This window comes from Actinospineispora acaciae DSM 45401, assembly GCF_000620785.1.
Classification (GTDB): domain Bacteria; phylum Actinomycetota; class Actinomycetes; order Mycobacteriales; family Pseudonocardiaceae; genus Pseudonocardia; species Pseudonocardia acaciae.
Window position 1 is genome coordinate 1 of sequence record NZ_JIAI01000031.1, and the last position, 19,424, is coordinate 19,424.

The following is a 19,424-nucleotide window of genomic DNA, read 5'->3' on the forward strand; positions in this document are numbered from 1 at the left end:
GACCGGATGCCGATGCTGGTCCGCTACGCCGCGCGCAAGGTCGGCGACCACGGGCGCGCCGAGGACGTCGTGCAGCGCGCCTTCGAGAAGGTGCTGCGCCGCCAGCGGCAGGACAGCCCGGAGATCAGCAACCTGGACGCCTACCTGCTCACCGCGACCTGCAACGAGGTCAACCGCGAGCTGCGCTCGGTGATCCCGGACCGGCAGCGGCTGGTCGCCGAGGACGACTCCGGCCACGCCGAGCTGCCCAGCCAGCGCCCGGACGTCTCCGCGCAGGTCGCCGACGCGCTGGCGGTGCGCGCGGCGCTGGCCGAGCTGCCGCCGAGGGAGCGCGAGGCGGTGGTGATGCGGCTGCAGTGGCAGCTCAGCGTCGCGGAGGCCGCCGAGGTCATGCACCTGAGCTCCGGCGCGGTCAAGCGGTACACCGCCGACGGGCTGCGCCGGCTGCGGGAGCGCCTGGCCGCCGCGTAGTGGGCCGTTCGGAGTAGCGCTCCCGGCGGGCGAGCGGCCAGACTCCGTTTCATACTGCATACCGCTGAAGGGGGTACGGCGGTGTCTGACGAGGTGCGGCCCGGCGAGCGCCGGGTGATCAGCAACGTGGTGAAGGGCTCGATCGGCAACCTGATCGAGTGGTACGACTGGTACGCGTACACGGCGTTCAGCGTCTACTTCGCGGCCACCTTCTTCCCGAAGGGCGACACCACGGCGCAGTGGCTGGACTCGGCGGCCGTGTTCGCCGTCGGGTTCCTGATGCGGCCGCTGGGCGGGTGGCTGCTCGGGCGGTTCGCCGACCGGTTCGGCCGGCGGGCCGCGCTGGTGCTCACCGTGTCGATGATGGCCGGCGGGTCGCTGTTGATCACGGTCACGCCCGGGTACGCCAGCATCGGGGTCGCGGCGCCGGTCATCCTGGTGATCGCGCGGCTGCTGCAGGGGCTCTCGGTCGGCGGGGAGTACGCCACCTCGGCGACCTACCTGTCGGAGGTGGCCTCGACCGGGCGGCGCGGGTTCTACTCCAGCTTCCAGTACGTCACGCTCACCTCCGGCCAGCTGCTCGCGCTGGGCCTGCAGATCGTGCTGCAGCAGGTGCTCACCAAGGCCGAGCTGACCGCCTGGGGCTGGCGGATCGCGTTCGCGGTCGGCGCGCTGGCTGCGCTGGCGGTGATGTGGCTGCGGCGCACCATGGACGAGTCGTCCAGCTACCGCGCCGAGGAGCGCTCGGACACCGCCGGCCAGCGCGGCCAGCTGCGGGTGCTGCTGCGCTACCCCAAGGAGTGCCTGCTGGTCGCCGGCCTGACCCTGGGCGGCACGGTGGCGTTCTACACCTACACCACGTACCTGCAGAAGTTCATGCAGAACACCAGCGGCATCGAGACCAGCACCGTCACGCTGATCAACTTCGTGGCGCTGCTGCTCTTCGTGCTCCTGCAGCCGGTGTACGGGCGGCTCTCCGACCGGATCGGCCGGCGCCCGATGCTGATGTTCTTCGGCATCGCCGGCACGCTGCTCTCGGTGCCGCTGCTGACCCTGCTCGCGCAGACCCGCAACCCGTTCGGCGCGTTCCTGATCATGATGGCGGCGCTGCTCATCGTCAGCGGCTACACCTCGATCAACGCCATCGTGAAGGCCGAGCTGTTCCCCACCAAGATCCGCGCGCTGGGCGTCGGGCTGCCGTACGCGCTCACCGTGGCGATCTTCGGCGGCACCGCCGAGCTGATCGCGCTCGCGCTCAAGCAGGCCGGCCACGAGTCGGCGTTCTTCTGGTACGTCTCCGGGTGCATCCTGGTCTCGCTGGTCGTCTACGTCGCCATGCGGGAGACCTCGAAGGACTCGCCGCTGGAGACCAGCGCGGCCGCCGGCGCGGGGTCAGACGGAGTACGGGGATGATCCGCGGCGGGCGAGGCGTTATCCTGGTGTGGTTGTACCCAACTAGGGGGTGAACGGTTTCGACTGCGGACGTTGATCAAGGGGAAGCGTGTCGAGGAAGGCGACGATGAGCTCGTTAACCACGCGTCGCACAACAATTAAGCGCCACCGATAAGGTGAACGCCGGCTCTCAGCGCAACTTCGCCCTCGCGGCCTGAGTTAGCACTGCGAGCCTGTCGGTCCGGGTAGTCCCCGCCCCGGTGTCCGGCATCAGCTAGGGGAATTACCGCTCGGCCCGGTCGCGGGGTCGGGTGGGACACCAAACAGCGACTGGGATCGTCACACCGGCTGGTTCGCGTGACCGGTGGATCCGAGTAGAGGCACAGCGGACTGCGCACGGAGAAGCCCTTGTGAAGCGCCGGAGGACCCGGGTTCGATTCCCGGCACCTCCACCCTTGGCCGCCCCGTGCCCGCGGATAGCGCGGGCCGGGGCGGGTTTCGGATTATGTTGGGGGGCCGAGCCCCCCACGCCCCCCACGGTGCGAGCTCCTCTCGACACGGCGTGGTTGCGTTTGGCTTTGACCAGCGGTGGTTCGGCTCGTCAGCTTGGCGGGTAGCGACGGTCGGCGGTGCACATCACGGCAGCCGGCATGATCGGTCGGCGCAATCCGGTCCGCTTTGCATCTACGTCGCCGCATGCGCGGATTGTTACTTGTTTGCGGAACTGGTGAGGTGGGTGGCTTCGTGGAGGGCGGTGGCCAGGGTGAGGAGGATGTCCAGGTCGGGGATGGCGGAGGTGGGGGTTCGGGTGGTGGTGGGGGCTAGGTGGAGTTGGCCGTTGTGGATGGTGAGGGCGGTCAGGTCGCGCCAGGGGAGGGTGTGGGGGCCGTGGTGGATGCCGTGCAGGTCGATGGCTAGGGGGCCGAAGGTCAGGCGGTGGCCGGTGTGGAGGGCGGACGCGGCGTGGGGGAGTTGGAGTGAGGTGATTGCGCGGGCGATCTGTTCGCCCAGGACCCAGACCTCGGGGCCGGTGGTGGAGGTGCCGGTCAGGGTGAGGTGGGTGCCGTCGTCCCGGGTGAGGCGGTAGGTGTAGGTGGTGGCGGTTGTGCGGGGGTCGCGGGTGATGTGGCGGGTTAGGCGGGTGTGGCGCCAGGGGAACACGATGAGGCCGCCGGTGGCGTCGTCTTGCTGGATGAGGCCGAGGGCGAACACCCAGGTGGGCGGGGTGCGGATGGGTTGGCCGCGCAGGCGGGCGCGGAGGGCGGCGAGCAGCGGCGGGCGGTGGTTCGGGGTTGGGGGGTGGTCGCCGAAGGTGGCTCGGTGAGCGCCCAGGGCAGCCCCGGCGGCGAGGTTGCGGACCTCGGGAGGAACCTGGTGGGTGCGGGGGCCTCGGCGGGTGACGTCTAGCAGCGCCTGCCAGCGGTGGGTGTCCTCGGGGGCGGAGTGGGCGGCCAGTTGTTGCATCGCGTAGATGTCGCCGGCCCACGCCGCGCGCTCCCACCACGCGAGCGCCTCCGGCCTGGTCGACCACCGCTGGTGCAGCCGGTAGCCGAGCCGCGACATGGCCCGCACCTCGCCGGCCTCGGCTCGCCGGCGCAGCCGGGCGTCCTCGACCGGCGGGGTGGTCATCGTTCCTCCCGATGAAGTGGGGCACGTGTCCGCCGCGTCGGCCACCGGGGCGGACACGTGCCTGTTCGGCGGTCAGCGCGAGCCGTGCTCGGAGCTTCGGATGTCGGTGCCCATCACCCATCCGCCGCCGCCCCCGCCGCTGGGCTGGTTGCAGGTCGCGCTGCCGTAGTCCGGTTGGTAGCCGTTGTCGGAGGGCCGGTAGCAGGGGTCGTAGCCCTGCGCGAGCACGTCCGGGGGGCCGGCCATGAGACCCAGCCCGATTGCGAGTGCCACCGCGAGCATCGGTGCTGTCATCGTCATTTCACGCTTCCCTCAGTCGGTGGGGGACGAGCCGGGGCGCTTTCCGGGGATGTATGGGGTCTTGTCGCCGCAGGAGCTGCCGTCGCTGCCGCAGCCGTCGTCCGACCCGTTGCCGGTGTCGCCCTTGCCGGGGCCGCACGGGGTGCCGTCGGCCCCGCAGCCTTGGGCGCTCGCCGGTGCCTGGTGGGTGGTCGGGGCGGCGGCCAGCGCGGTGCCGCCGGAGACGGCCAGGCCGGCCCCCACCAGGACGGCGGCCATCGTGACTGAGCGGAAGGGCATGCGTCGGTCTCCTCGTTGGTCTCGGGTGCCGGCGGGTGCCGGCGCCGTGATCGAGACCTTTCCCGACCCGGGACGGGAACGTTCCCCGTTGCGGTCGGGCGAGGATGTCCGGTCGGGCTAGCGGTGTGCGCCTCGGGCGATGGTGGGCCACAAGGCGTCGGCTCCGGTGTCGGCGAGGGTGGCGCCCAGGCGGGTGCTCCAGGTTCGTTCGCCGCCGTACTCCTCGCGCCAGGACCAGAGCCGCCTGGTGAGCTGGCCCAGCTCGTATTCGCTGGTCATGCCCATGGCGCCGGTGGCCTGGTGGGCGGCGGCCGCGATCAGGCCGGCGGCTTCGGAGGCGACGGTCTTGGCGGCGGCCACGTCTACGAACTCCGGCTCGCCGGTCGCGGCGTTGAAGGCGGCGGCGCGTGCCGCCATGGCGGCCGCCTCGGCCTGTTCGGCCAGCCGCACCAGGTGCGCCGCGACCGCCTGGAAACGGGCCACCGGGCGGCCGAACTGCTCGCGGCGGTTGGTGTAGGCGACGGTGATGTCCAGGACGCGGCGGCCGGCGCCGGCGATCAGCGCGGACCGGGACAGCGCGCCGCGCAGCTCCAGCGCCGGGGCGTCGACGCCGTCCGGGGCCGGCGCCCGCTCGACCTCGGTGTCGTCCAGGCGCACGGTGTCTCGCGGTTCGCCGGCCAGGTTGGCGCCGGGCTGGATGCGGGCGTGGGCCGGGTCGACGGACACCACGTGCAGGCCGTCGGGGGCGTCGGCGAGCAGCACGATCCGGGTGGCCGACCGCGCCCACGGCACCCTTCGTACCTCGCCGGACGCGCGCCAGGCTCGGCCGTCCGCGCGCAGCGTGACCTGGCCGTGCGCGGTGGTCAGCGGGCCGCCGCCGGTCGGGATCGGGAGCCCGGCGCGCGCCAGCAGCCAGCCGGCGAGCAGCCCGGTCTCGGCCACCGGCACCGGCGCCGCGTACCGCCCTGCCTGTTCGAGCACGGCGCACGCGTCGGCCACCGAGCCGCCGACCCCGCCGGCCTGCTCGGGCACCGACACCCACGGGAACCCGCCCTCGGCCAGCGCGGCCCACAGCTCCGGCGCCCATCCCGTCCGCTCGGCGGCCGCCACCACGTCCCGGCCGCAGCGGTCGGCCAGCAGCTCGCCGACGGCGGACGACAGCAGCTCGTCGGTCATCTCGCCAGCCCCCTCGCCGCGATGCCGCGCAGCACTTCGGTGGTGCCGCCGCGCAGGGTGAACGACGGTGCCGTCAGCACGGCCCGCGCCAGCAGCTTGTCGAACATCCCCGGCCCTGACGGGTCGAGCTCGCGGCCCGCGACCCGCCGCAGCGACTCCACCACCTCCTGCTCGTACACCGTGCCGATGTCCTTGACCAGCGCGGCCTGCACCGCCGGCGCCGCGCCGCGCTCCAGCGACCTGGCCACCGCGAGCGAAAGCTGCCGGATCGTCCACAGCTTGGCCGCCGCCCGCCCGACCGCCGCCCGCTGCTCGTCGTCGAACGAACCGCCGTGCTCGGCCACGAAGTGCTTGAGCGGCCCGAACGCGGACAGGTACCGGTCCGGGCCGGCGCGCTCGTAGGCCAGCTCGGAGGTGACCTGCCGCCAGCCCGACCCGATCTCGCCGAGCACCCGCTGGTCCGGCACGAACACGTCGTCGAACACCACCTCGTTGAAGTGGTGCGTGCCGTCCAGGAACGGGATCGGCGAGACCGTCAGCCCTTCCGCGCGCAGGTCCACGATCAGTTGGGACAGCCCCTGGTGCCGGTCCTCGGCGGGCGAGGTGCGGCAGAGCACCACGAAGAAGTGGTTCAGGTGCGCGCCGCTGGTCCAGATCTTGGTCCCGTTGAGCAGCCAGCCGCCGTCCACCTTGGTCGCCGCCGTCCGCACCGACGCCAGGTCGGAGCCCGCGTCCGGCTCGCTCATGCCCAGCGAGAACCAGCACTCGCCGGCCGCGATGCGGGGCAGGAACCAGCGCTTCTGCTCCTCGGTGCCGAAGGCGAGCATGGTCGGGGCGGTCTGCCGCTCGGCCACCCAGTGCGCGGCGATCGGGGCGCCCGCGGCCAGCAGCTCCTCGACCACCACGAACCGCCGCACCGGGCTCGCGCCCGCACCGCCGTACTCCCGGGGGATCGTCATGCCCACCCAGCCGCGCGCGGCCAGCTTCCGGGAGAACTCCGGATCGTGCCGGCTGCCGAGCCCGAGCCCCGGCTCGAACCCCTCGGGCAGCGTCTCCGCCAGAAAGCCGCGCACCTCCGCCCGCAGCCGCTCCTCGTCCTCCGACAACGCCGTCGGTGTAAAGATCATGAGCTACCCCCTGTGGATAACCCGTGAGTGGCTAGGGCCGCTATGACGGCCCTAGCCACTCACGGGGTTGAGCGGCGGCGTTGGGACCACATCTGGGTAGCGCGCTCGAACTCGACGGCGGCGTCCCAGCCGATGGCGGGCGGGCCGAGCTCGGTGCGGAAGGAGCGGGCGGCCTCGCGGGCCAGGGCGGGGTCCTTGGCGGGTTCGGCGGCGAGCGCTAGTGCGGTGTCTTCCACCTCGGCGTCGGGGACGGCCGTCCAGGCCAGGCCGAGCTCGGCCGCGCGCCTGCCGTTGATCTCCTGGCTGAACAGGCCCATCGCGGCGGTCGCCTCCCGGCCGGCGGTGCGCCCGGCGATGGTGAAGAACCCGCCGCCTGGGTGCAGCCCGATGCGCAGGAACCCGGCCAGCAGCCGCGCGTCCTCCGCGACCACCCGCAGGTCGGTCGCGAGCATCAGGTTGATGCCGGCGCCGACCGCCGCGCCGCGCACCGCCGCGATGGTCGGCACCGCGAGCCGGCCGACGCGCACGAACGAGCGGTACACCGCGCTGGTGTTGCGGAACGTGGTGTCCTCGGCCTGGTCGGCGCCGGGTTTCCAGGTGCGGCGGTCGGCGCCGGAGCAGAACGTGCCGCCCGCGCCCCGGACCACGGCGGCGCCGATCGAGCCGTCGGCGTCGATCTCGTCGCACGCGGCGGCCAGCTCGCGCCCCATCTCGGGGGTCAGCCCGTTGCGCACTTCGGGGGAGTCGACGGTCAGGATCGCGATGCCGTTGGATCTGTCCAGTCCGATGGTGCCCACTACCGCTCCTTCATGAGTACGTCCACCGCGACGGCGCCCTGCCCGGACGGCCCGACGATGAGGGGGTTGATCTCCAGCTCGGCCAGCTCCGGCCAGTGCGCGACGGCGTGTCCGACCCGGGTGATCGCGTCCACGGCCGCGTCGACGTCCAGCGGTGGCGCGCCCCGGTGGCCGGCCAGCAGCGGCCAGCAGCGCAGCTCGCGCAGCAGCGCCCGTGCCGCCTCGGGCGTCACCGGGGCGAGCGTGGTGGCCAGGTCGCGGTGTATCTCGGTGCCGACGCCGCCGAGGCCGACGGTCAGCAGCGGCGGCCAGCCTTCCCGCCCGCCGGTGGCTCCGACCAGCAGCTCCAGCCCGGCGGGAACGGTCCGCTGGATCAGGACGCCGGTCGCGCCGGGGACCGCCGTGACGAGGTCGTCGAACACGGCGGCCGCCTCGGCGGCGGTTACGCCGAGCCGGATCCCGCCGGCGTCGCTCTTGTGCTCCAGGCCCGGGGCCACCGCCTTGAGCACCAGCGGGCCGTCGGCACCCAGCTCGGCGGCGGCGTCGGCGGCCTGCCGCGCGGTGTGTACCAGCCGGGCGTCCGGGCGGCCGATGCCCAGGGCGTCCAGCAGCGCCCAGCCGTCCTCGGGCAGCGGCGCTCGCGGCAGGCCAGCTTGGGGCGTGGGGGATTGGAGGGACGTGTGGGGAGCCAGCGCGCCGGCCACCCGGGCGGCCACCGTGACCGAGGAGAACACCGGGATGCCGGCCGCGCCCAGGATCGCCCGCGCCGGCGCCGTCCGGTCCGGCCCGGCCAGCCAGACCACCGAGCACGGCACCCTCGAAACGCCCGTGACCGCCCGCGCCAGGTCCTCGGCCAGCTCGACGGCCGCGTCCCCGGTGACCATCGTCAACAGCACCAACAGCGCGTCCACCGACGGGTCGGCGGCGACGATCGAGCACACCTCGCCGAACGCGGACCGCCCGGAGTTGAACAGCTGCGCGGTGACGTCCACCGGGTTGGCCAGCGCGCCGAACTCCGGCACCAGCCGCGCCAGCCCGCGGCGGGTGTGCGGCGCCAGCTCGGGCAGCGTGAGCCCGTTGGCCTCGCAGGCGTCCGCGGCCAGGATGCCGGCGCCGCCCGAGGTGCTCACCGCCGCGATCCGCCGCCCGGCCGGCCTTGGCTGGCCGCGCAGCGCCGTCGCGGCGGCCAGCAGCTCGTCCACGTCGTTCGCCAGCACCACCCCGTGCCGGTGGGAGACCAGCGTGAACGCCGTGTCGTCGGCCAGCATCGCGCCGGTGTGCGAGACCGCCGCGCGCCGGCCGGCCACCGACCGCCCGGACCGCAGCACCACCAGCGCCGTGCCCGCCCGCGCCGCCTCGGCCGCCAGCAGCTCGTACGCCTCGCCATCCGCGATCGACTCGGCGTAGACGGCGAGCACGGACACCTCCGGGTCGCGCACCAGCCACCGGCCGACCTCGGTCAGGTCCACGTCCGCCTGGTTGCCGGTGCTGACCCAGGCGGTCAGGTCCAGCCCGCGCTCGGCGGCCAGGTCCAGCACCGAACCGCCCAGCGCGCCGCTCTGGCCCACGTACGCGATCCCGCAGCTGTCCGCGAGCGGGCGCTCCGCGGCCGCCGAGAAGGTGGCGAACAGCCGCGACGGCGCGTAGTAGATGCCCTGGCAGTTCGGCCCGAACACGCGCACGCCCGCGTCCCGCCCGGCCGCCGCGAGCCGCCGCTGCAGCCGCGCCCCCTCCGGCCCGACCTCGGCGAAACCCGACGCGAACACGACCACCGCCTCGGCCCCGGCGGCCCCGGCCGCGCGCACCGCGTCCACCGAGGCCGCCGCCGGGACCAGCGCGAGCACGAGGTCGACGGGCTCGGGCAGCGCGTCCATCGTGGGGTAGCAGCGGGCGCCGGCCAGCTCGTCGTACTTGGGGTTGACCGGGTAGATCCGGCCGGGATAGCCGCGCTCGGCCAGCCAGCGCAGCGGCCTGCCCATCAGGCTCTCCGGGCGGCCGGTCGCGCCGAGCAGGGCCACCGCGCGCGGGCGGAACACCCGGTCCCAGTCGGTGCCGGCGCGGCGGCCGGCGCCGACCGTGTCCGTCATCGGACCTCCCCGAGTTCCGGCCCTTACCGTAGGTCGACCCGGCTCGGCCGGCCACCCGACGGCGTGAGGCGGTGGCGGATGCCGGTGAGGATGAGGTCGAGGCCGGCCTGGAAACCGTCGTCGCGCCAGGCGCGGCGGGCGGCGGGTTGCGGGAAGCCGTCGCGGGACTGTTCCTCGATGGCGAATCCGTTGACGTAGGCGAAGACGGTGTCGACGGCCAGCTCGGCGTCCTCGGCGGGCAGGCCGGCGTCGCGCATGATGCCGAGCAGGCGGTTCCAGGTTTGTCGGGCCGTGGCCTGGGTCGGGCGCAGGTGGGTGGCCACCAGGCGGGCGCCGTCGCGGCGAGTGAGCAGGGCGGCCCGGTAGCCGGTGGCGGCGGCGCGGAGTTGGGCGGCCCAGTCACCGGCGGTGGGCGCGAGGGCTCCTGGATCATTGCTGCTGGTCACGAGGTGGTCGACCAGGGCGGCCAGCAGGGTGCGCTTGCTGTCGAAGTGGCGGTAGAGCGCGCCGGGCTGGACCCCGAGCCGGTGCGCGAGCCGGCGCGTGGTGAGCGCGTCCAGGCCCACCTCGTCGAGAAGGTCGAGGGCCGCGTGGAGCACCTCGTCGCGTCGGGACATCGGCACAGCTTGCCAGCCGATCCCTCACGTTCTAGCGTGAACGGCGTATACGTGAACTAAGTTCACACGAAAAGACAGAGGGGAGCGCGGACGTGAAGGTGATCGTGATCGGGGCCGGGCTCGGCGGGTTGGGGCTGGCGCAGCGGCTGGTCGGGGCCGGGTTCGAGGTGGGGGTGCGGGAACGGGACGCCGGCGTCGAGGCCAGGTTTCAGGGATATCGGGTCGGGCTCGGGGGTGACGGGCTGGCGGCGCTGCGGCGGTGCCTGCCGGAGCGGTTGTGGCGGTTGTTGGACGCGGTCGGCGGGGACCTGGACGGGCCGGGGCGGGTGGTCGACCCCGGGCTGAACGTGGTCGGGCAGCTGCCGGCGCGGGATGAGGGGACGCTGTTCGACAGGCACGTGCTCCGGCACCTGCTGCTGGCGGGGCTGGGCGAGCGGGTGGCGTTCGGCAAGCGGCTGGACGGGTACGACGAGCTTGCCGACGGCCGGGTGCGGGTGCGGTTCGCCGACGGGACCGAGGAGACCGCGGACGTGGTGGTCGGCGCGGACGGGATGGGCTCGGCCGTGCGCCGGCTGCTGGTGCCCTCGGTGCGGGTGCGCGAGCTGGACAGGTTCGGCGCGATCGGGCGCACCCCGCTCACCGAGCGGTTCGCGCGCCTGGTGCCGGGCTGGAGCACCATGGTCACCTCGCCGGACCTGCAGTTGATGCTGGGGAAGATGCCGTTTCGCCGGCCGCCGCACCTGGCCGCCGCCGAGCTGGCGCCGGACGTGCGGCTGCCGGAGACGCCGAGCTACCTGCGCTGGGTGCTGATGATCCCGGTCGGCCACCCGGGTGATCTTCGTGGGCTGGAGGACGACCCGGACGCCGCGCTGGCCGCGCTGCTGGAGCTGCTCGACGGGTGGCATCCGGAGCTGCGCGAGCTGGTCCGCCAGGCCGACCGGCGCAACAGCGGGCTCGGTCCGATCAGGGTCGGCGACCCGGTGACGCCGTGGCCGACCCGGCCGGTGACGCTGCTCGGCGACGCCGCCCACCCGGTGCCGCCGGGCGGGCTCGGCGCGAGCCTGGCGTTCATCGACGCGGACCTGCTGTGCCGCGCGCTGGTGGAGGTGCGGGACGGATCGCGCGAGCTGATCCCGGCGCTGGCGGAGTACGAGCGGGGGGTCTGTGCGCGCGGTGCGGAGTCGCTGCGGCAGGCGATGGACACCTTCGGCTCCTTCGACAAGCTGCGCACCGGCGCCGCCTGACCGCCTCAGGTGTGCTTCTCACCCCAGCGGCGCAGCGCGCGCAGCACCGGCCCCAGGTCCTGCCCGGCCTCGGTGAGCAGGTACTCGTCCCTCGGCGGGTGCTCGTGGTAGCGGCTGCGCCGCAGCACGCCCACCTTCTCCAGCTTGCGCAGCCTGGCGGTGAGCATCTCCCGGGGCGCCCCGGTGTTGGCGCGGATGTCGCTGAACCGGTGCACCCCGAGCGCGACCTCACGGATGATCAGCAACGACCAGCGGTCGCCGACGGCGGCCAGCGCGTCGGCGATCTTGCATGGTCTCGGACCGGCCGGCCTCGTCGATCCGCTTGCCGAACTCACGCTCGGACGATAACACCGCAAATGCGGCCGTACACCGGCCGTTTGGGCAGCTCTCATGGGGTGGGCGGGAGCAGGGCGGCGAACCCGTCCAGCAGCCGGGCCAGGCCGAACTCGAACAGGTCGTCCAGCGTCACGCTCAGCTCCGGCGCGGCGGTGATACTGGTGAGCATCGGCATCGGGTACCTGCGCAGGATGTCGTCGAACACGGTGTTGCGTGCCTCCAGCCACTGCTCCGCGCTCTGGCCGGTGTCGCGGACGGCGGCGTTCTCGATCTCCACGTTGACCGCGAGCCCGGCGCTGAAGCCGTGCATGGTGACGGCGACGTGCAGCATCGTCTGGCCGTCGAGACCGAGGCCGTCCAGGGCGCGAAGGACCCACTCGGTGTGCAGCATGGCGTGCGGTGTCGGCTGCGGGCGGGTGAGCGAGACGGCCGTGGCCAGCCACGGATGGCGCCGGTAGAGCGACCATTCGGCGCGGCCGGCCAGCTCCAGGCAGGCCCGCCAGCCTTGCGGCGGCGGTTCGGGGAGTGGCGCGTCGCGGAACACCGTGTCGTACATCCCGCCCAGCAGCGCGTCCTTGCCGGCCAGGTGCCGGTACAGCGACATGGTGGGCACCCCGAGCTCGGTGGCGATCCGGCGCATGGACAGCCCGCTCAGGCCGTCGGCGTCGGCGATCTCGATGGCGAGGCGGATGATGCGCTCGGCGGTGACGTCTTGCTTGGGAGGTGTGCTGGGACGCGCGACTCGGTGTGGTGAGAGCCCCGACTCGCGGGCCGTTACGAGCGTGCCGCGGCCGGGTTGGGGGTGGACCAGGCCTCGTTCGCGGAGGCGGGCCAGGGCTTTGGTTGCGGTGGCCATGGCCACGCCCCAGGTCTGGGTGATCTCTCGGGTGGACGGGACCCGGTCGCCCGCGCGGAGTTCGCCGGCGTCGATGCGGGCGGCCAGCTCGTCGGCGATCCGGACGAATGGGGGCTTCGGCATCCTGCCTCCGGGGTGTACTAGTGCGGGCGTCAGCCGTCCCGCATGTCAGAACTAGTGTACTAGTGCGAGCTATCGATTCGCCTTGTCGTACGCTGGGTAGTGCACTTATACAGTGTATATGCGGAATCGTGAGGTGCTGATCTCCGGCGGTAGCGTCGCCGGCCCCGCGCTGGCCTTCTGGCTGCGCCGGTACGGGTTCACAACGACGATCGTGGAGCGCGCGCCCGCGCCGCGAACCGGAGGCCAGGCGATCGACATCAGGGGCGCGGCGATCGACGTGGTGCGGTGGATGGGCCTGCTGGAGCGGGTGCGCGCGGCCGGCACGGCGATGCGTGGCATGTCGTTCGTGGACGCCGGCGGGCGTCCGCTGGTCAGCCTCACCGAGCTGACCCTGACCGGCGGGGCCACGGACGGGCCGGACATCGAGGTGATGCGCGACGAGCTGGTCGAGCTGCTCTACGGCGCGACCAGGGACGACACCGAGTACCTGTTCGACGACTCGATCACCGCGCTGCGCGACGGGCCGGACGGGGTGTACGTCGACTTCGAGCGGGGTGGCAGCCGGCGGTTCGACATGGTGATCGGCGCGGACGGCCAGCACTCCCGGGTGCGGGCGCTGGCCTTCGGGCCGGAGGAGCGGTTCCTGCGCCACCTCGGCATGGCGATCTCGGTGTTCAGCGCGCCGAACCTGCTCGGGCTGGACAGGTGGCAGGAGTTCCACCTGGCCGAGCGCAAGGTCGTCGGGGCGTACAGCGCCCGGCGCAACACCCAGTCACGGATCATGTTCGGGTTCTCCGTCGAGCCGGGCGAGGTCGACCTGCGCGACCCCGACCAGCAGCGGCGGCTGATCGCGCGGCGGTTCGCCGGCGTCGGCTGGCGCACGCCGGAGTTCCTGGACGCGATGTGGGCCGCGCCGGACTTCTACCTGGACGCGATGAGCCAGGTGCGGCTGCCTCGGTGGTCGTCGGGGCGGATCGGGCTGGTCGGCGACGCGGCGTACGGCCCGTCCCCGCTGTCCGGCCAGGGCACCAGCCTGGCGCTGGTCGGGGCGTACGTGCTGGCCGGCGAGCTGGCCTCGGCGGGAGACGGGAACCACGCGCGGGGCTTCGAGCGGTACCAGGAGCGGATGGCCGGCTTCGTGGAGGCCAACCAGGCGCTCGCGCTGAGCGCGGCGAAACGCAAGGGCACCCGGTTCGGCAACTGGTGCGCGATCCAGGTGATGCGCGCGATGAGCCGGCTGCCGTTCCGGCGTCAGCTGGTCGCGTTGTCGATGCGTCCGCTGCGCAGGGCCGCCGACGGCATCGAGCTGCCGGACTACTGGGGCGCGCGGTCAGGGCTCGTCGACCAGGCCGGCGTCGTGGACCAGTAGGGCGATCTGGACGCGGTTGTTCAGGTCGAGCTTGGTGAGGATGCGGGAGATGTGCGTCTTCACCGTCGGCACGCTCAGGTAGAGCGCGCGGCCGATGTCGATGTTCGGCTTGCCCTCGCCGACCCGCACCGCGATGTCCCGCTCGCGGTCGGTGAGCAGCGCCAGCCGTTGGCGGGCGCGGTCGCGGCGCCGGTCGCGGTCGGACTCGGCGACCCGGGACATCAGCCGCCTGGTCACCGAGGGGGAGAGCACCGGCTGGCCGTCCGCGACCCGCAGCACGGCGGTCACGATCTCGGCCGGCGGGGTGTCCTTGAGCAGGAACCCCGCCGCGCCGGCCCGCAGCGCGCGCAGCACGTGCTCGTCGGCGTCGAAGGTGGTCAGGATGATCACCTCGGGGGCGTCGGGGCGGGCGCGCAGCCGTTCGGTGGCGGTCAGCCCGTCGGTGCCGGGCATCCGGATGTCCATCAGCACCACGTCCGGGCGGTGCCCGGCGACCAGGTCGGGCACCTCGGCGCCGTCGCCGGCCTCGGCCACGATGCTCAGCTCGGCCGCGCCGGCGAGCATCATGGTCAGCCCGGCGCGCAGCAGCGGGTCGTCGTCCACCAGCAGCACCCGCACCGGCGCCCGGTCGTCGTCGGTCACGGCGTCATCCTTCACCGGGCCACGGTAGCCAGGCCCACAGCCGCCAGCGGGCGCCGTGCTGGTACGCCAGGTAGCCGCCGGCCAGCGCGGTCCGCTCGGCGAGGCCGATCAGGCCCAGCCCGGACCCCGGCGACGGGCCGGCACCGGCCGGCAGCGTGTTGCACACCTCCACGTTCAGCCCGTGCCCCGGCGCGCCGTCCACGTACGCGGTGACCTCGGCGCCCGGCGCGTGCTTGCGGGCGTTCGTGAGCGCCTCCTGCACGATCCGGTACACCGTGCGGCCCAGGCCCTCCGGAACCTCGCCGCCGTCGATGCCGCCGTCGATCCGGGTGCGCAGCGTGACCGGCATGCCGCCGGCGCGCGACTCGGCGACCAGGTCGTCCAGGTCGGCGAAGGTGGGCTGGGGCAGCTCGTTGACCGGCGCGCGCAGCACGCCGATCACCACCCGCAGGTCCTGCAGCGCCTGGTGCGCGCTCGCCCTGATCACCGAGGCGGCGTTCGCGATCTCCTCGCGGCTGGCGTCGCGGCGGTACTCCAGGGCGCCGGCCTGCACGCTGAGCAGCGACAACCGGTGCCCGAGCACGTCGTGCATCTCGCGCGCGATCTGCTCGCGGGCCTGCGCCTGGGCGTGCTCGGCCCACAGCGCCGCCTCCGACTCCGCGCGCGCCGCCCGCTCCCGCAGCGAGGCCAGCAACTGCCGGCGGTGGCGCACCGCCAAACCCCAGCCGAGCACCGCGAACGTCACCGCCGAGCTGAACAGCAACAGGAACCACAGCGGCAGCCCGGGCTCCGGGCGGAACATGGCGAACGGCACGATGGTGGCCACCCCGAGCACCGCCAGCGGCACCGACCGCCGGGGCGGCCGGTTCGCCGCGACGGTGAACAACGCCACCGCCGACGCGCCGCCCGCGGTCTCGGACACCGCGGTGGCCAGGAGCGTCGCCACCGCCACCCGGATCGGCCAGCGCCGCCGCAGCCACAGCGCGACGCAGCTCAGCGCGCCGAGCACCTGGTCGAGCGCGAGCATCCACTCCGCGACGAGGGCCTCGTGGATGCGCAGCGCGGACAGCAGCCCGCCGAAGCCGGCCGCGAACACGAACGCGGCGATGTCCACCGCCCAGTCGTGCCCGGTGCGCCGTGCCCGCCCGCTGGCCTCGCTCACGGCCGCGAACCTACCTCCGCACGGCCCGTACCCAAGCCCACCGCCCGTACCTTCAACCCGAAGTCGCCGCCGCCGATACCTTCGTCGACGCCCCCCGGCCGTCCGGCCGACGCGCCCGACGATCATCGACGGCTACCGTCGGCCAGATGCGCGTACTGCTGCGGGTGCTGGGCGTGCTCATGGTGCTGCAGGGCGCCGGCGGGGTCGTCGACCACCTGGGCGGGAGCCATTGGCTCGGCCCGTTCCTGATCAACCGGACCGGGCTGTTCGACGGCTACGAGCTGTACGCGAACCTGGTGCTCGGTGCGCTCGGGGTCGCCGTCGTCGCGGCGGCATCCTCGGCGGCCGGCAAACCCATGAAATAGCGCATATATGTCTCGGTGTTGTCGGCGGTATGTGGTCGACTCAGCCCGTGAGCCCGTCGAGCAGCCCGTCGAGCAGCAAAGCCCTGACCGTGTCGCGCCGGTTGTTGCTGGTGCACGCCCACCCCGACGACGAAGCCATCCCGACCGGGGCCACCATGGCCCGCTACGCCGCCGAGGGCGTGCCGGTCACCCTGGTGACCTGCACCAGGGGCGAGCACGGCGAGGTCGTCACCGATGACCTGGCCTACCTGCGCACCGCCGACCCCGACGAGCTGGGCAAGCACCGGGAGGGCGAGCTGGCCGCCGCGCTGGCCGAGCTGGGGGTGCACCGCCACGCCTTCCTCGGCGGCGCCGGGCGGTGGTGGGACAGCGGCATGGCCGGCACGCCGGAGAACGAGGACCCGAGGGCGTTCGCCCGCGCGGACCTGGCCGAGGCGGTGCGCGCGCTGGTCGAGGTGCTGCGCGCCGAGCGGCCCACGGTGGTCGTCACCGACAACGAGAACGGCAGCTACGGCCACCCGGACCACATCCAGGCGCACCGGGTGACGATGGCCGCGCTGGGTCCGGCCGCCGACCCCGGCTACGCCCCCGAGCTGGGCGAGCCGTGGCGGGTGCGGAAGGTCTACTGGACGGCGATCCCGCGCGCCGCCGTGCTCCGGATGGCCGAGGAGATCGGGTTCGAGATCGCCGAGGACATGCCTGGCGTGCCCGACGAGGCGATCGCCGCGCGGATCGACGGGCGCGACTACCTGCCCGCCAAGATCGCCGCACTGGGCGCGCACCGCAGCCAGGTGAATCTGGACGAGGGGTTCTTCGCCGACCTGGTCAAGCGCGAGGAGTTCGGGCTGGAGCACTTCCAGCTGGCGCGCGGTGAGCGCGGTCCCGCCGGTCGGGGGTCCGAGCATGGTTGGGAGGACGACCTGTTCGCCGGGCTCTCCCGGGAGTGAACGACGAGGGCCGTCAACCGCGGCTGCCCCGTGAGGTCTGGGTACTGGTCGGGGCGGCGTTCCTGGTCGCTGTCGGGTTCGGGCTGGTGGCGCCCGCGCTGCCCACGTTCGCCCGCAGCTTCGACGTCGGGATCACCGCCGCCAGCCTGGTGATCAGCGCGTTCGCCGTGTTCCGGCTGGGGTTCGCACCGGTCAGCGGCCGGTTGGTGAACAAGCTCGGGGAGCGGCGGGTGTTCCTGCTCGGGCTGGCCGTGGTGGCCGCGTCCACCGGCGCCTGCGCGCTGGCGCAGAGCTACTGGCAGCTGCTGCTGTTCCGGGCGCTGGGCGGGGTCGGGTCGACGATGTTCTCGGTGTCGTCGATGTCGCTGCTGTTCCGGATGGCGCCGCCGGGGGCGCGGGCCAGGGCGTCCGGGGTGTGGTCGGTCGGGTTCCTGCTCGGCACGGTGACCGGGCCGCTGGTCGGCGGCGGGCTGGTCGCGGTGAGCCTGCGCGCGCCGTTCGTGGTGTACGCGGTCGCGCTGGTGGTCACCGCCGTGGTCACCGGGCTGCTGCTGCGCCGTTCCGCGCCGGCCGGGCCGGACCCGGACGGGGACGGCTCACGGCGCTCCGAGCTGCGCGACGCGCTGCGTCACCCCAGCTACCGGGCCGCGCTGCTGGCCAACTTCGCCAACGGCTGGGCGGTGTTCGGCGTGCGGGTCTCGCTGGTGCCGCTGTTCGTCGTGGAGGCGCTGCGGCAGGCGCCGAGCTGGGCCGGCCTGGCGCTGACCGTGTTCGCCGCCGGCAACGGCGCGGCGCTGCTGGTGGCCGGGCGCTGGGCGGACCGCGGTGGCCGCAAGCCGCCGCTGCTGGTCGGGCTGGTGCTCACCGCCGTGTTCACCGCCTGGCTGGGGTTCACCGACTCGCTGGCGTTGTTCCTGGTCGCCGCGCTGGCCGGCGGGATCGGCAGCGGCCTGCTCTCGCCGTCGATGAACGCCTCGGTGGCCGACGTGATCGGCCCGAAGGGGCGCGGCGGGCCCGTGCTCGCCGGCTTCCAGATGGTCTCGGACCTCGGCTCCATCATCGGGCCCGTGGTGGCGGGCGCCGTCGCCGAGGCATCCTCCTACGGCGCCGCGTTCGCGCTGACCGGCGCGATACCGCTGCTCGCCCTCGCCGCCTGGCTTCGCGCGCCCGAAACCCTCCCCACCCGGGTTCGCTAGCCGGTGACGGTGACGCCGATGGCGAGGCCGACCAGGTAGGTGGCGCCGGCCGCGATCACGCCGAAGGCGAGCTGGCGCAGGCCGTTGCGCCACCACCGGCGGGCGGTGAACCGGGCCACCACCGCGCCCGCGGCGAACAGCCCGACCCCGCCGACCGCGAGCCCGGCCAGCAGCGAGCGCAGCCCGAACAGGTACGGCAGCAGCGGGAACAGGGCGCCCACCGCGAAGCAGAAGAACGACGACACGGCCGCCGTCCACGGCGAGGGCTGCTCGTCCGGGTCCACCCCCAGCTCGGCGCTGATGTGCTCCTTGACCGCCAGCTCGGGGTTGCGGTGCACCTCCTCGGCGAGCCGGTCGGAGGTGTCGTCGGACAGGCCCATCTTGCGGTACATCTGGGCCAGCTCGGCCTGCTCGGCGTCCGGGTGCCGGCGCAGCTCCTCGCGCTCCACGGCCACCTCGGCGCGAACCGCCCTGTTCTGCGTGTCCACCGACGCGAACTCGCCGAGCGCCATGGAGAACGCCCCGGCGACCAGGCCGGCCATGCCGGTCAGCACGATCACCTTCGGCGGCGCCCCGCCACCGCCGACGCCCGCGACCAGGCCGATGTTCGTCACCAGCCCGTCCATTGCGCCGAACACCGCCGGCCGCAGCCACCCGCCGGACACGTCGTGGTGCGTGTGCCCGATCTCGTCCGGCCCGTGCGCCACCGCGGTCGGGTTGTCCCCGCTCATCCGCCACCTCCGACCATCCATTCTGCCGGCCGCGGATACTCTGCGTGGGTGACGACGATCGCGGAACGCGCGGGAAAGACGCGACCCGGTCGGCTGGATGTGGCCGGCACCGTGGTCCGGCTGGGGCTCGCCGCCGTGTGGTTCGCCTCCGGGGTGATCAAGGCGGCCGACGCCGACCAGACCTGGGCCGCCGTGCACGCCTACCAGGTGCTGCCCGACGCGCTGGTCGACCCGGTGGCCACGCTGCTGCCGTGGTTCGAGCTGGCGCTCGGGTTGTTGCTGCTGCTCGGGGTGGGGACCCGGCTGGTCGCGGTGCTCTCCGGCGTGGTGTTGGTGCTGTTCATGGCCGGCGTGGCGCAGGCGTGGGCGCGCGGGCTGAGCATCGACTGCGGGTGCTTCGGCGGCGGCGGTGAGGTTGCCCCAGGTGACACCAGCTACGGTACGGAACTGCTGCGAGACACCGGGTTCCTCGCGCTCGCGGTCTGGCTGATCATTCGTCCGCGCACCTGGCTGGCGCTGGACGGCGTACTGGCTCCGGACGACGACGGCTCGTCGCCGGGTGGAGGAGGTTCGTAGAG

At 73.6% G+C, this 19,424-nt stretch carries 21 protein-coding genes and 1 other RNA gene; 9 read left to right on the forward strand and 13 right to left on the reverse strand.

The annotated features are described in order from the left end of the window. From N912_RS0146425 to ssrA, 3 genes are all read left to right on the forward strand, one after another. Positions 1-471 (forward strand): RNA polymerase sigma factor (locus tag N912_RS0146425; RefSeq protein WP_028927799.1); only part of this gene is annotated, 471 nt, incomplete at its 5' end. Between the two features lie 81 nt (positions 472-552). Further along, complete coding sequence (locus N912_RS59105; protein ID WP_037070215.1) at positions 553-1,884, forward strand: MFS transporter; 1,332 nt, start codon at positions 553-555, stop codon at positions 1,882-1,884. A gap of 45 nt (positions 1,885-1,929) precedes the next feature. Then, positions 1,930-2,318: a transfer-messenger RNA gene (gene ssrA / locus N912_RS61700) on the forward strand. 253 nt (positions 2,319-2,571) lie between these two features. On the opposite strand, the gene N912_RS0146435 is transcribed toward ssrA, so the two are convergent. The 8 genes from N912_RS0146435 to N912_RS59115 form a co-directional block, all read right to left on the reverse strand. Then, positions 2,572-3,492 (reverse strand): DUF6585 family protein, encoded by a 921-nt coding sequence (locus N912_RS0146435; RefSeq protein ID WP_028927800.1) that lies wholly within the window; start codon positions 3,490-3,492, stop codon positions 2,572-2,574. A 72-nt stretch (positions 3,493-3,564) separates the two neighbouring features. Continuing rightward, entirely contained in the window at positions 3,565-3,792 is a 228-nt protein-coding gene (locus N912_RS0146440; RefSeq protein ID WP_156994419.1) for a hypothetical protein, read from the reverse strand. 12 nt (positions 3,793-3,804) lie between these two features. Then, positions 3,805-4,071: a hypothetical protein gene (locus tag N912_RS0146445; protein ID WP_156994420.1), complete on the reverse strand. Its 267-nt coding sequence runs from the start codon at positions 4,069-4,071 to the stop codon at positions 3,805-3,807. A 117-nt stretch (positions 4,072-4,188) separates the two neighbouring features. Continuing rightward, on the reverse strand, positions 4,189-5,247 hold the full coding sequence (locus tag N912_RS0146450; protein ID WP_028927803.1) for an acyl-CoA dehydrogenase family protein: 1,059 nt from the start codon (positions 5,245-5,247) through the stop codon (positions 4,189-4,191). After that, a complete protein-coding gene (locus tag N912_RS0146455; RefSeq protein ID WP_028927804.1) occupies positions 5,244-6,374 on the reverse strand; it encodes an acyl-CoA dehydrogenase family protein in 1,131 nt (376 codons plus the stop codon). Before N912_RS0146455 ends, N912_RS0146450 begins: the two co-directional genes overlap by 4 nt. Positions 6,375-6,433: 59 nt before the next feature. Then, positions 6,434-7,171 carry an enoyl-CoA hydratase/isomerase family protein gene (locus N912_RS0146460; protein WP_028927805.1) on the reverse strand — a complete coding sequence of 246 codons (738 nt, stop codon included), beginning with the start codon at positions 7,169-7,171 and terminating at the stop codon, positions 6,434-6,436. Further along, positions 7,171-9,258, reverse strand: a complete 2,088-nt coding sequence (locus tag N912_RS59110) for an acetate--CoA ligase family protein (protein WP_051581751.1) — start codon at positions 9,256-9,258, stop codon at positions 7,171-7,173. Before N912_RS59110 ends, N912_RS0146460 begins: the two co-directional genes overlap by 1 nt. A gap of 23 nt (positions 9,259-9,281) precedes the next feature. Then, on the reverse strand, positions 9,282-9,875 hold the full coding sequence (locus N912_RS59115) for a TetR/AcrR family transcriptional regulator C-terminal domain-containing protein (protein WP_051581752.1): 594 nt from the start codon (positions 9,873-9,875) through the stop codon (positions 9,282-9,284). A 92-nt stretch (positions 9,876-9,967) separates the two neighbouring features. On the opposite strand from N912_RS59115, the gene N912_RS0146475 reads away from it, so the two are divergent. Continuing rightward, complete coding sequence (locus N912_RS0146475) at positions 9,968-11,119, forward strand: FAD-dependent oxidoreductase (RefSeq protein WP_028927806.1); 1,152 nt, start codon at positions 9,968-9,970, stop codon at positions 11,117-11,119. A 5-nt stretch (positions 11,120-11,124) separates the two neighbouring features. On the opposite strand, the gene N912_RS59120 is transcribed toward N912_RS0146475, so the two are convergent. Further along, entirely contained in the window at positions 11,125-11,454 is a 330-nt protein-coding gene (locus tag N912_RS59120) for a winged helix-turn-helix transcriptional regulator (protein ID WP_051581753.1), read from the reverse strand. A 53-nt stretch (positions 11,455-11,507) separates the two neighbouring features. Then, on the reverse strand, positions 11,508-12,434 hold the full coding sequence (locus N912_RS0146485; RefSeq protein ID WP_028927807.1) for a TetR/AcrR family transcriptional regulator C-terminal domain-containing protein: 927 nt from the start codon (positions 12,432-12,434) through the stop codon (positions 11,508-11,510). A 118-nt stretch (positions 12,435-12,552) separates the two neighbouring features. Between N912_RS0146485 and N912_RS59125 the strand changes: the two genes are divergently transcribed. Then, positions 12,553-13,803 carry an FAD-dependent monooxygenase gene (locus N912_RS59125; protein ID WP_051581754.1) on the forward strand — a complete coding sequence of 417 codons (1,251 nt, stop codon included), beginning with the start codon at positions 12,553-12,555 and terminating at the stop codon, positions 13,801-13,803. Here N912_RS59125 and N912_RS0146495 read toward each other — a convergent pair. Together N912_RS0146495 and N912_RS0146500 are read right to left on the reverse strand one after the other, a co-directional pair. Next, positions 13,765-14,460 carry a response regulator gene (locus N912_RS0146495; protein ID WP_169748080.1) on the reverse strand — a complete coding sequence of 232 codons (696 nt, stop codon included), beginning with the start codon at positions 14,458-14,460 and terminating at the stop codon, positions 13,765-13,767. The two genes, N912_RS59125 and N912_RS0146495, sit on opposite strands and share 39 nt — an antisense overlap. Then, a complete protein-coding gene (locus tag N912_RS0146500) occupies positions 14,450-15,607 on the reverse strand; it encodes a sensor histidine kinase (RefSeq protein WP_028927809.1) in 1,158 nt (385 codons plus the stop codon). Before N912_RS0146500 ends, N912_RS0146495 begins: the two co-directional genes overlap by 11 nt. Positions 15,608-15,753: 146 nt before the next feature. Between N912_RS0146500 and N912_RS0146505 the strand changes: the two genes are divergently transcribed. The 3 genes from N912_RS0146505 to N912_RS59130 all read left to right on the forward strand — a co-directional run bounded on the left by N912_RS0146505 (position 15,754) and on the right by N912_RS59130 (position 18,115). Beyond that, complete coding sequence (locus N912_RS0146505; RefSeq protein WP_028927810.1) at positions 15,754-15,972, forward strand: hypothetical protein; 219 nt, start codon at positions 15,754-15,756, stop codon at positions 15,970-15,972. Positions 15,973-16,076: 104 nt separating this feature from the next. Next, entirely contained in the window at positions 16,077-16,919 is an 843-nt protein-coding gene (gene mshB / locus N912_RS0146510) for an N-acetyl-1-D-myo-inositol-2-amino-2-deoxy-alpha-D-glucopyranoside deacetylase (protein ID WP_037070231.1), read from the forward strand. Next, entirely contained in the window at positions 16,916-18,115 is a 1,200-nt protein-coding gene (locus tag N912_RS59130; RefSeq protein ID WP_037070217.1) for an MFS transporter, read from the forward strand. The genes mshB and N912_RS59130 overlap by 4 nt, the downstream gene beginning before the upstream one ends. Here N912_RS59130 and N912_RS0146520 read toward each other — a convergent pair. After that, a complete protein-coding gene (locus N912_RS0146520; protein ID WP_051581755.1) occupies positions 18,112-18,846 on the reverse strand; it encodes a VIT1/CCC1 transporter family protein in 735 nt (244 codons plus the stop codon). The two genes, N912_RS59130 and N912_RS0146520, sit on opposite strands and share 4 nt — an antisense overlap. A 48-nt stretch (positions 18,847-18,894) precedes the next feature. On the opposite strand from N912_RS0146520, the gene N912_RS59135 reads away from it, so the two are divergent. Then, on the forward strand, positions 18,895-19,422 hold the full coding sequence (locus N912_RS59135; protein WP_245645949.1) for a MauE/DoxX family redox-associated membrane protein: 528 nt from the start codon (positions 18,895-18,897) through the stop codon (positions 19,420-19,422). Positions 19,423-19,424 lie beyond the last annotated feature (2 nt).

Coding starts and splice junctions, on each gene's coding strand:
- N912_RS0146435 (WP_028927800.1), bottom strand. CDS start 3,492: ATGACCACCCCGCCGGTCGAGGACGCCCGGCTGCGCCGGCGAGCCGAG.
- N912_RS0146440 (WP_156994419.1), bottom strand. CDS start 3,792: ATGACGATGACAGCACCGATGCTCGCGGTGGCACTCGCAATCGGGCTG.
- N912_RS0146445 (WP_156994420.1), bottom strand. CDS start 4,071: ATGCCCTTCCGCTCAGTCACGATGGCCGCCGTCCTGGTGGGGGCCGGC.
- N912_RS0146450 (WP_028927803.1), bottom strand. CDS start 5,247: ATGACCGACGAGCTGCTGTCGTCCGCCGTCGGCGAGCTGCTGGCCGAC.
- N912_RS0146455 (WP_028927804.1), bottom strand. CDS start 6,374: ATGATCTTTACACCGACGGCGTTGTCGGAGGACGAGGAGCGGCTGCGG.
- N912_RS59110 (WP_051581751.1), bottom strand. CDS start 9,258: ATGACGGACACGGTCGGCGCCGGCCGCCGCGCCGGCACCGACTGGGAC.
- N912_RS59115 (WP_051581752.1), bottom strand. CDS start 9,875: ATGTCCCGACGCGACGAGGTGCTCCACGCGGCCCTCGACCTTCTCGAC.
- N912_RS0146485 (WP_028927807.1), bottom strand. CDS start 12,434: ATGCCGAAGCCCCCATTCGTCCGGATCGCCGACGAGCTGGCCGCCCGC.
- N912_RS59125 (WP_051581754.1), top strand. CDS start 12,553: ATGCGGAATCGTGAGGTGCTGATCTCCGGCGGTAGCGTCGCCGGCCCC.
- N912_RS0146505 (WP_028927810.1), top strand. CDS start 15,754: ATGCGCGTACTGCTGCGGGTGCTGGGCGTGCTCATGGTGCTGCAGGGC.
- N912_RS0146520 (WP_051581755.1), bottom strand. CDS start 18,846: ATGAGCGGGGACAACCCGACCGCGGTGGCGCACGGGCCGGACGAGATC.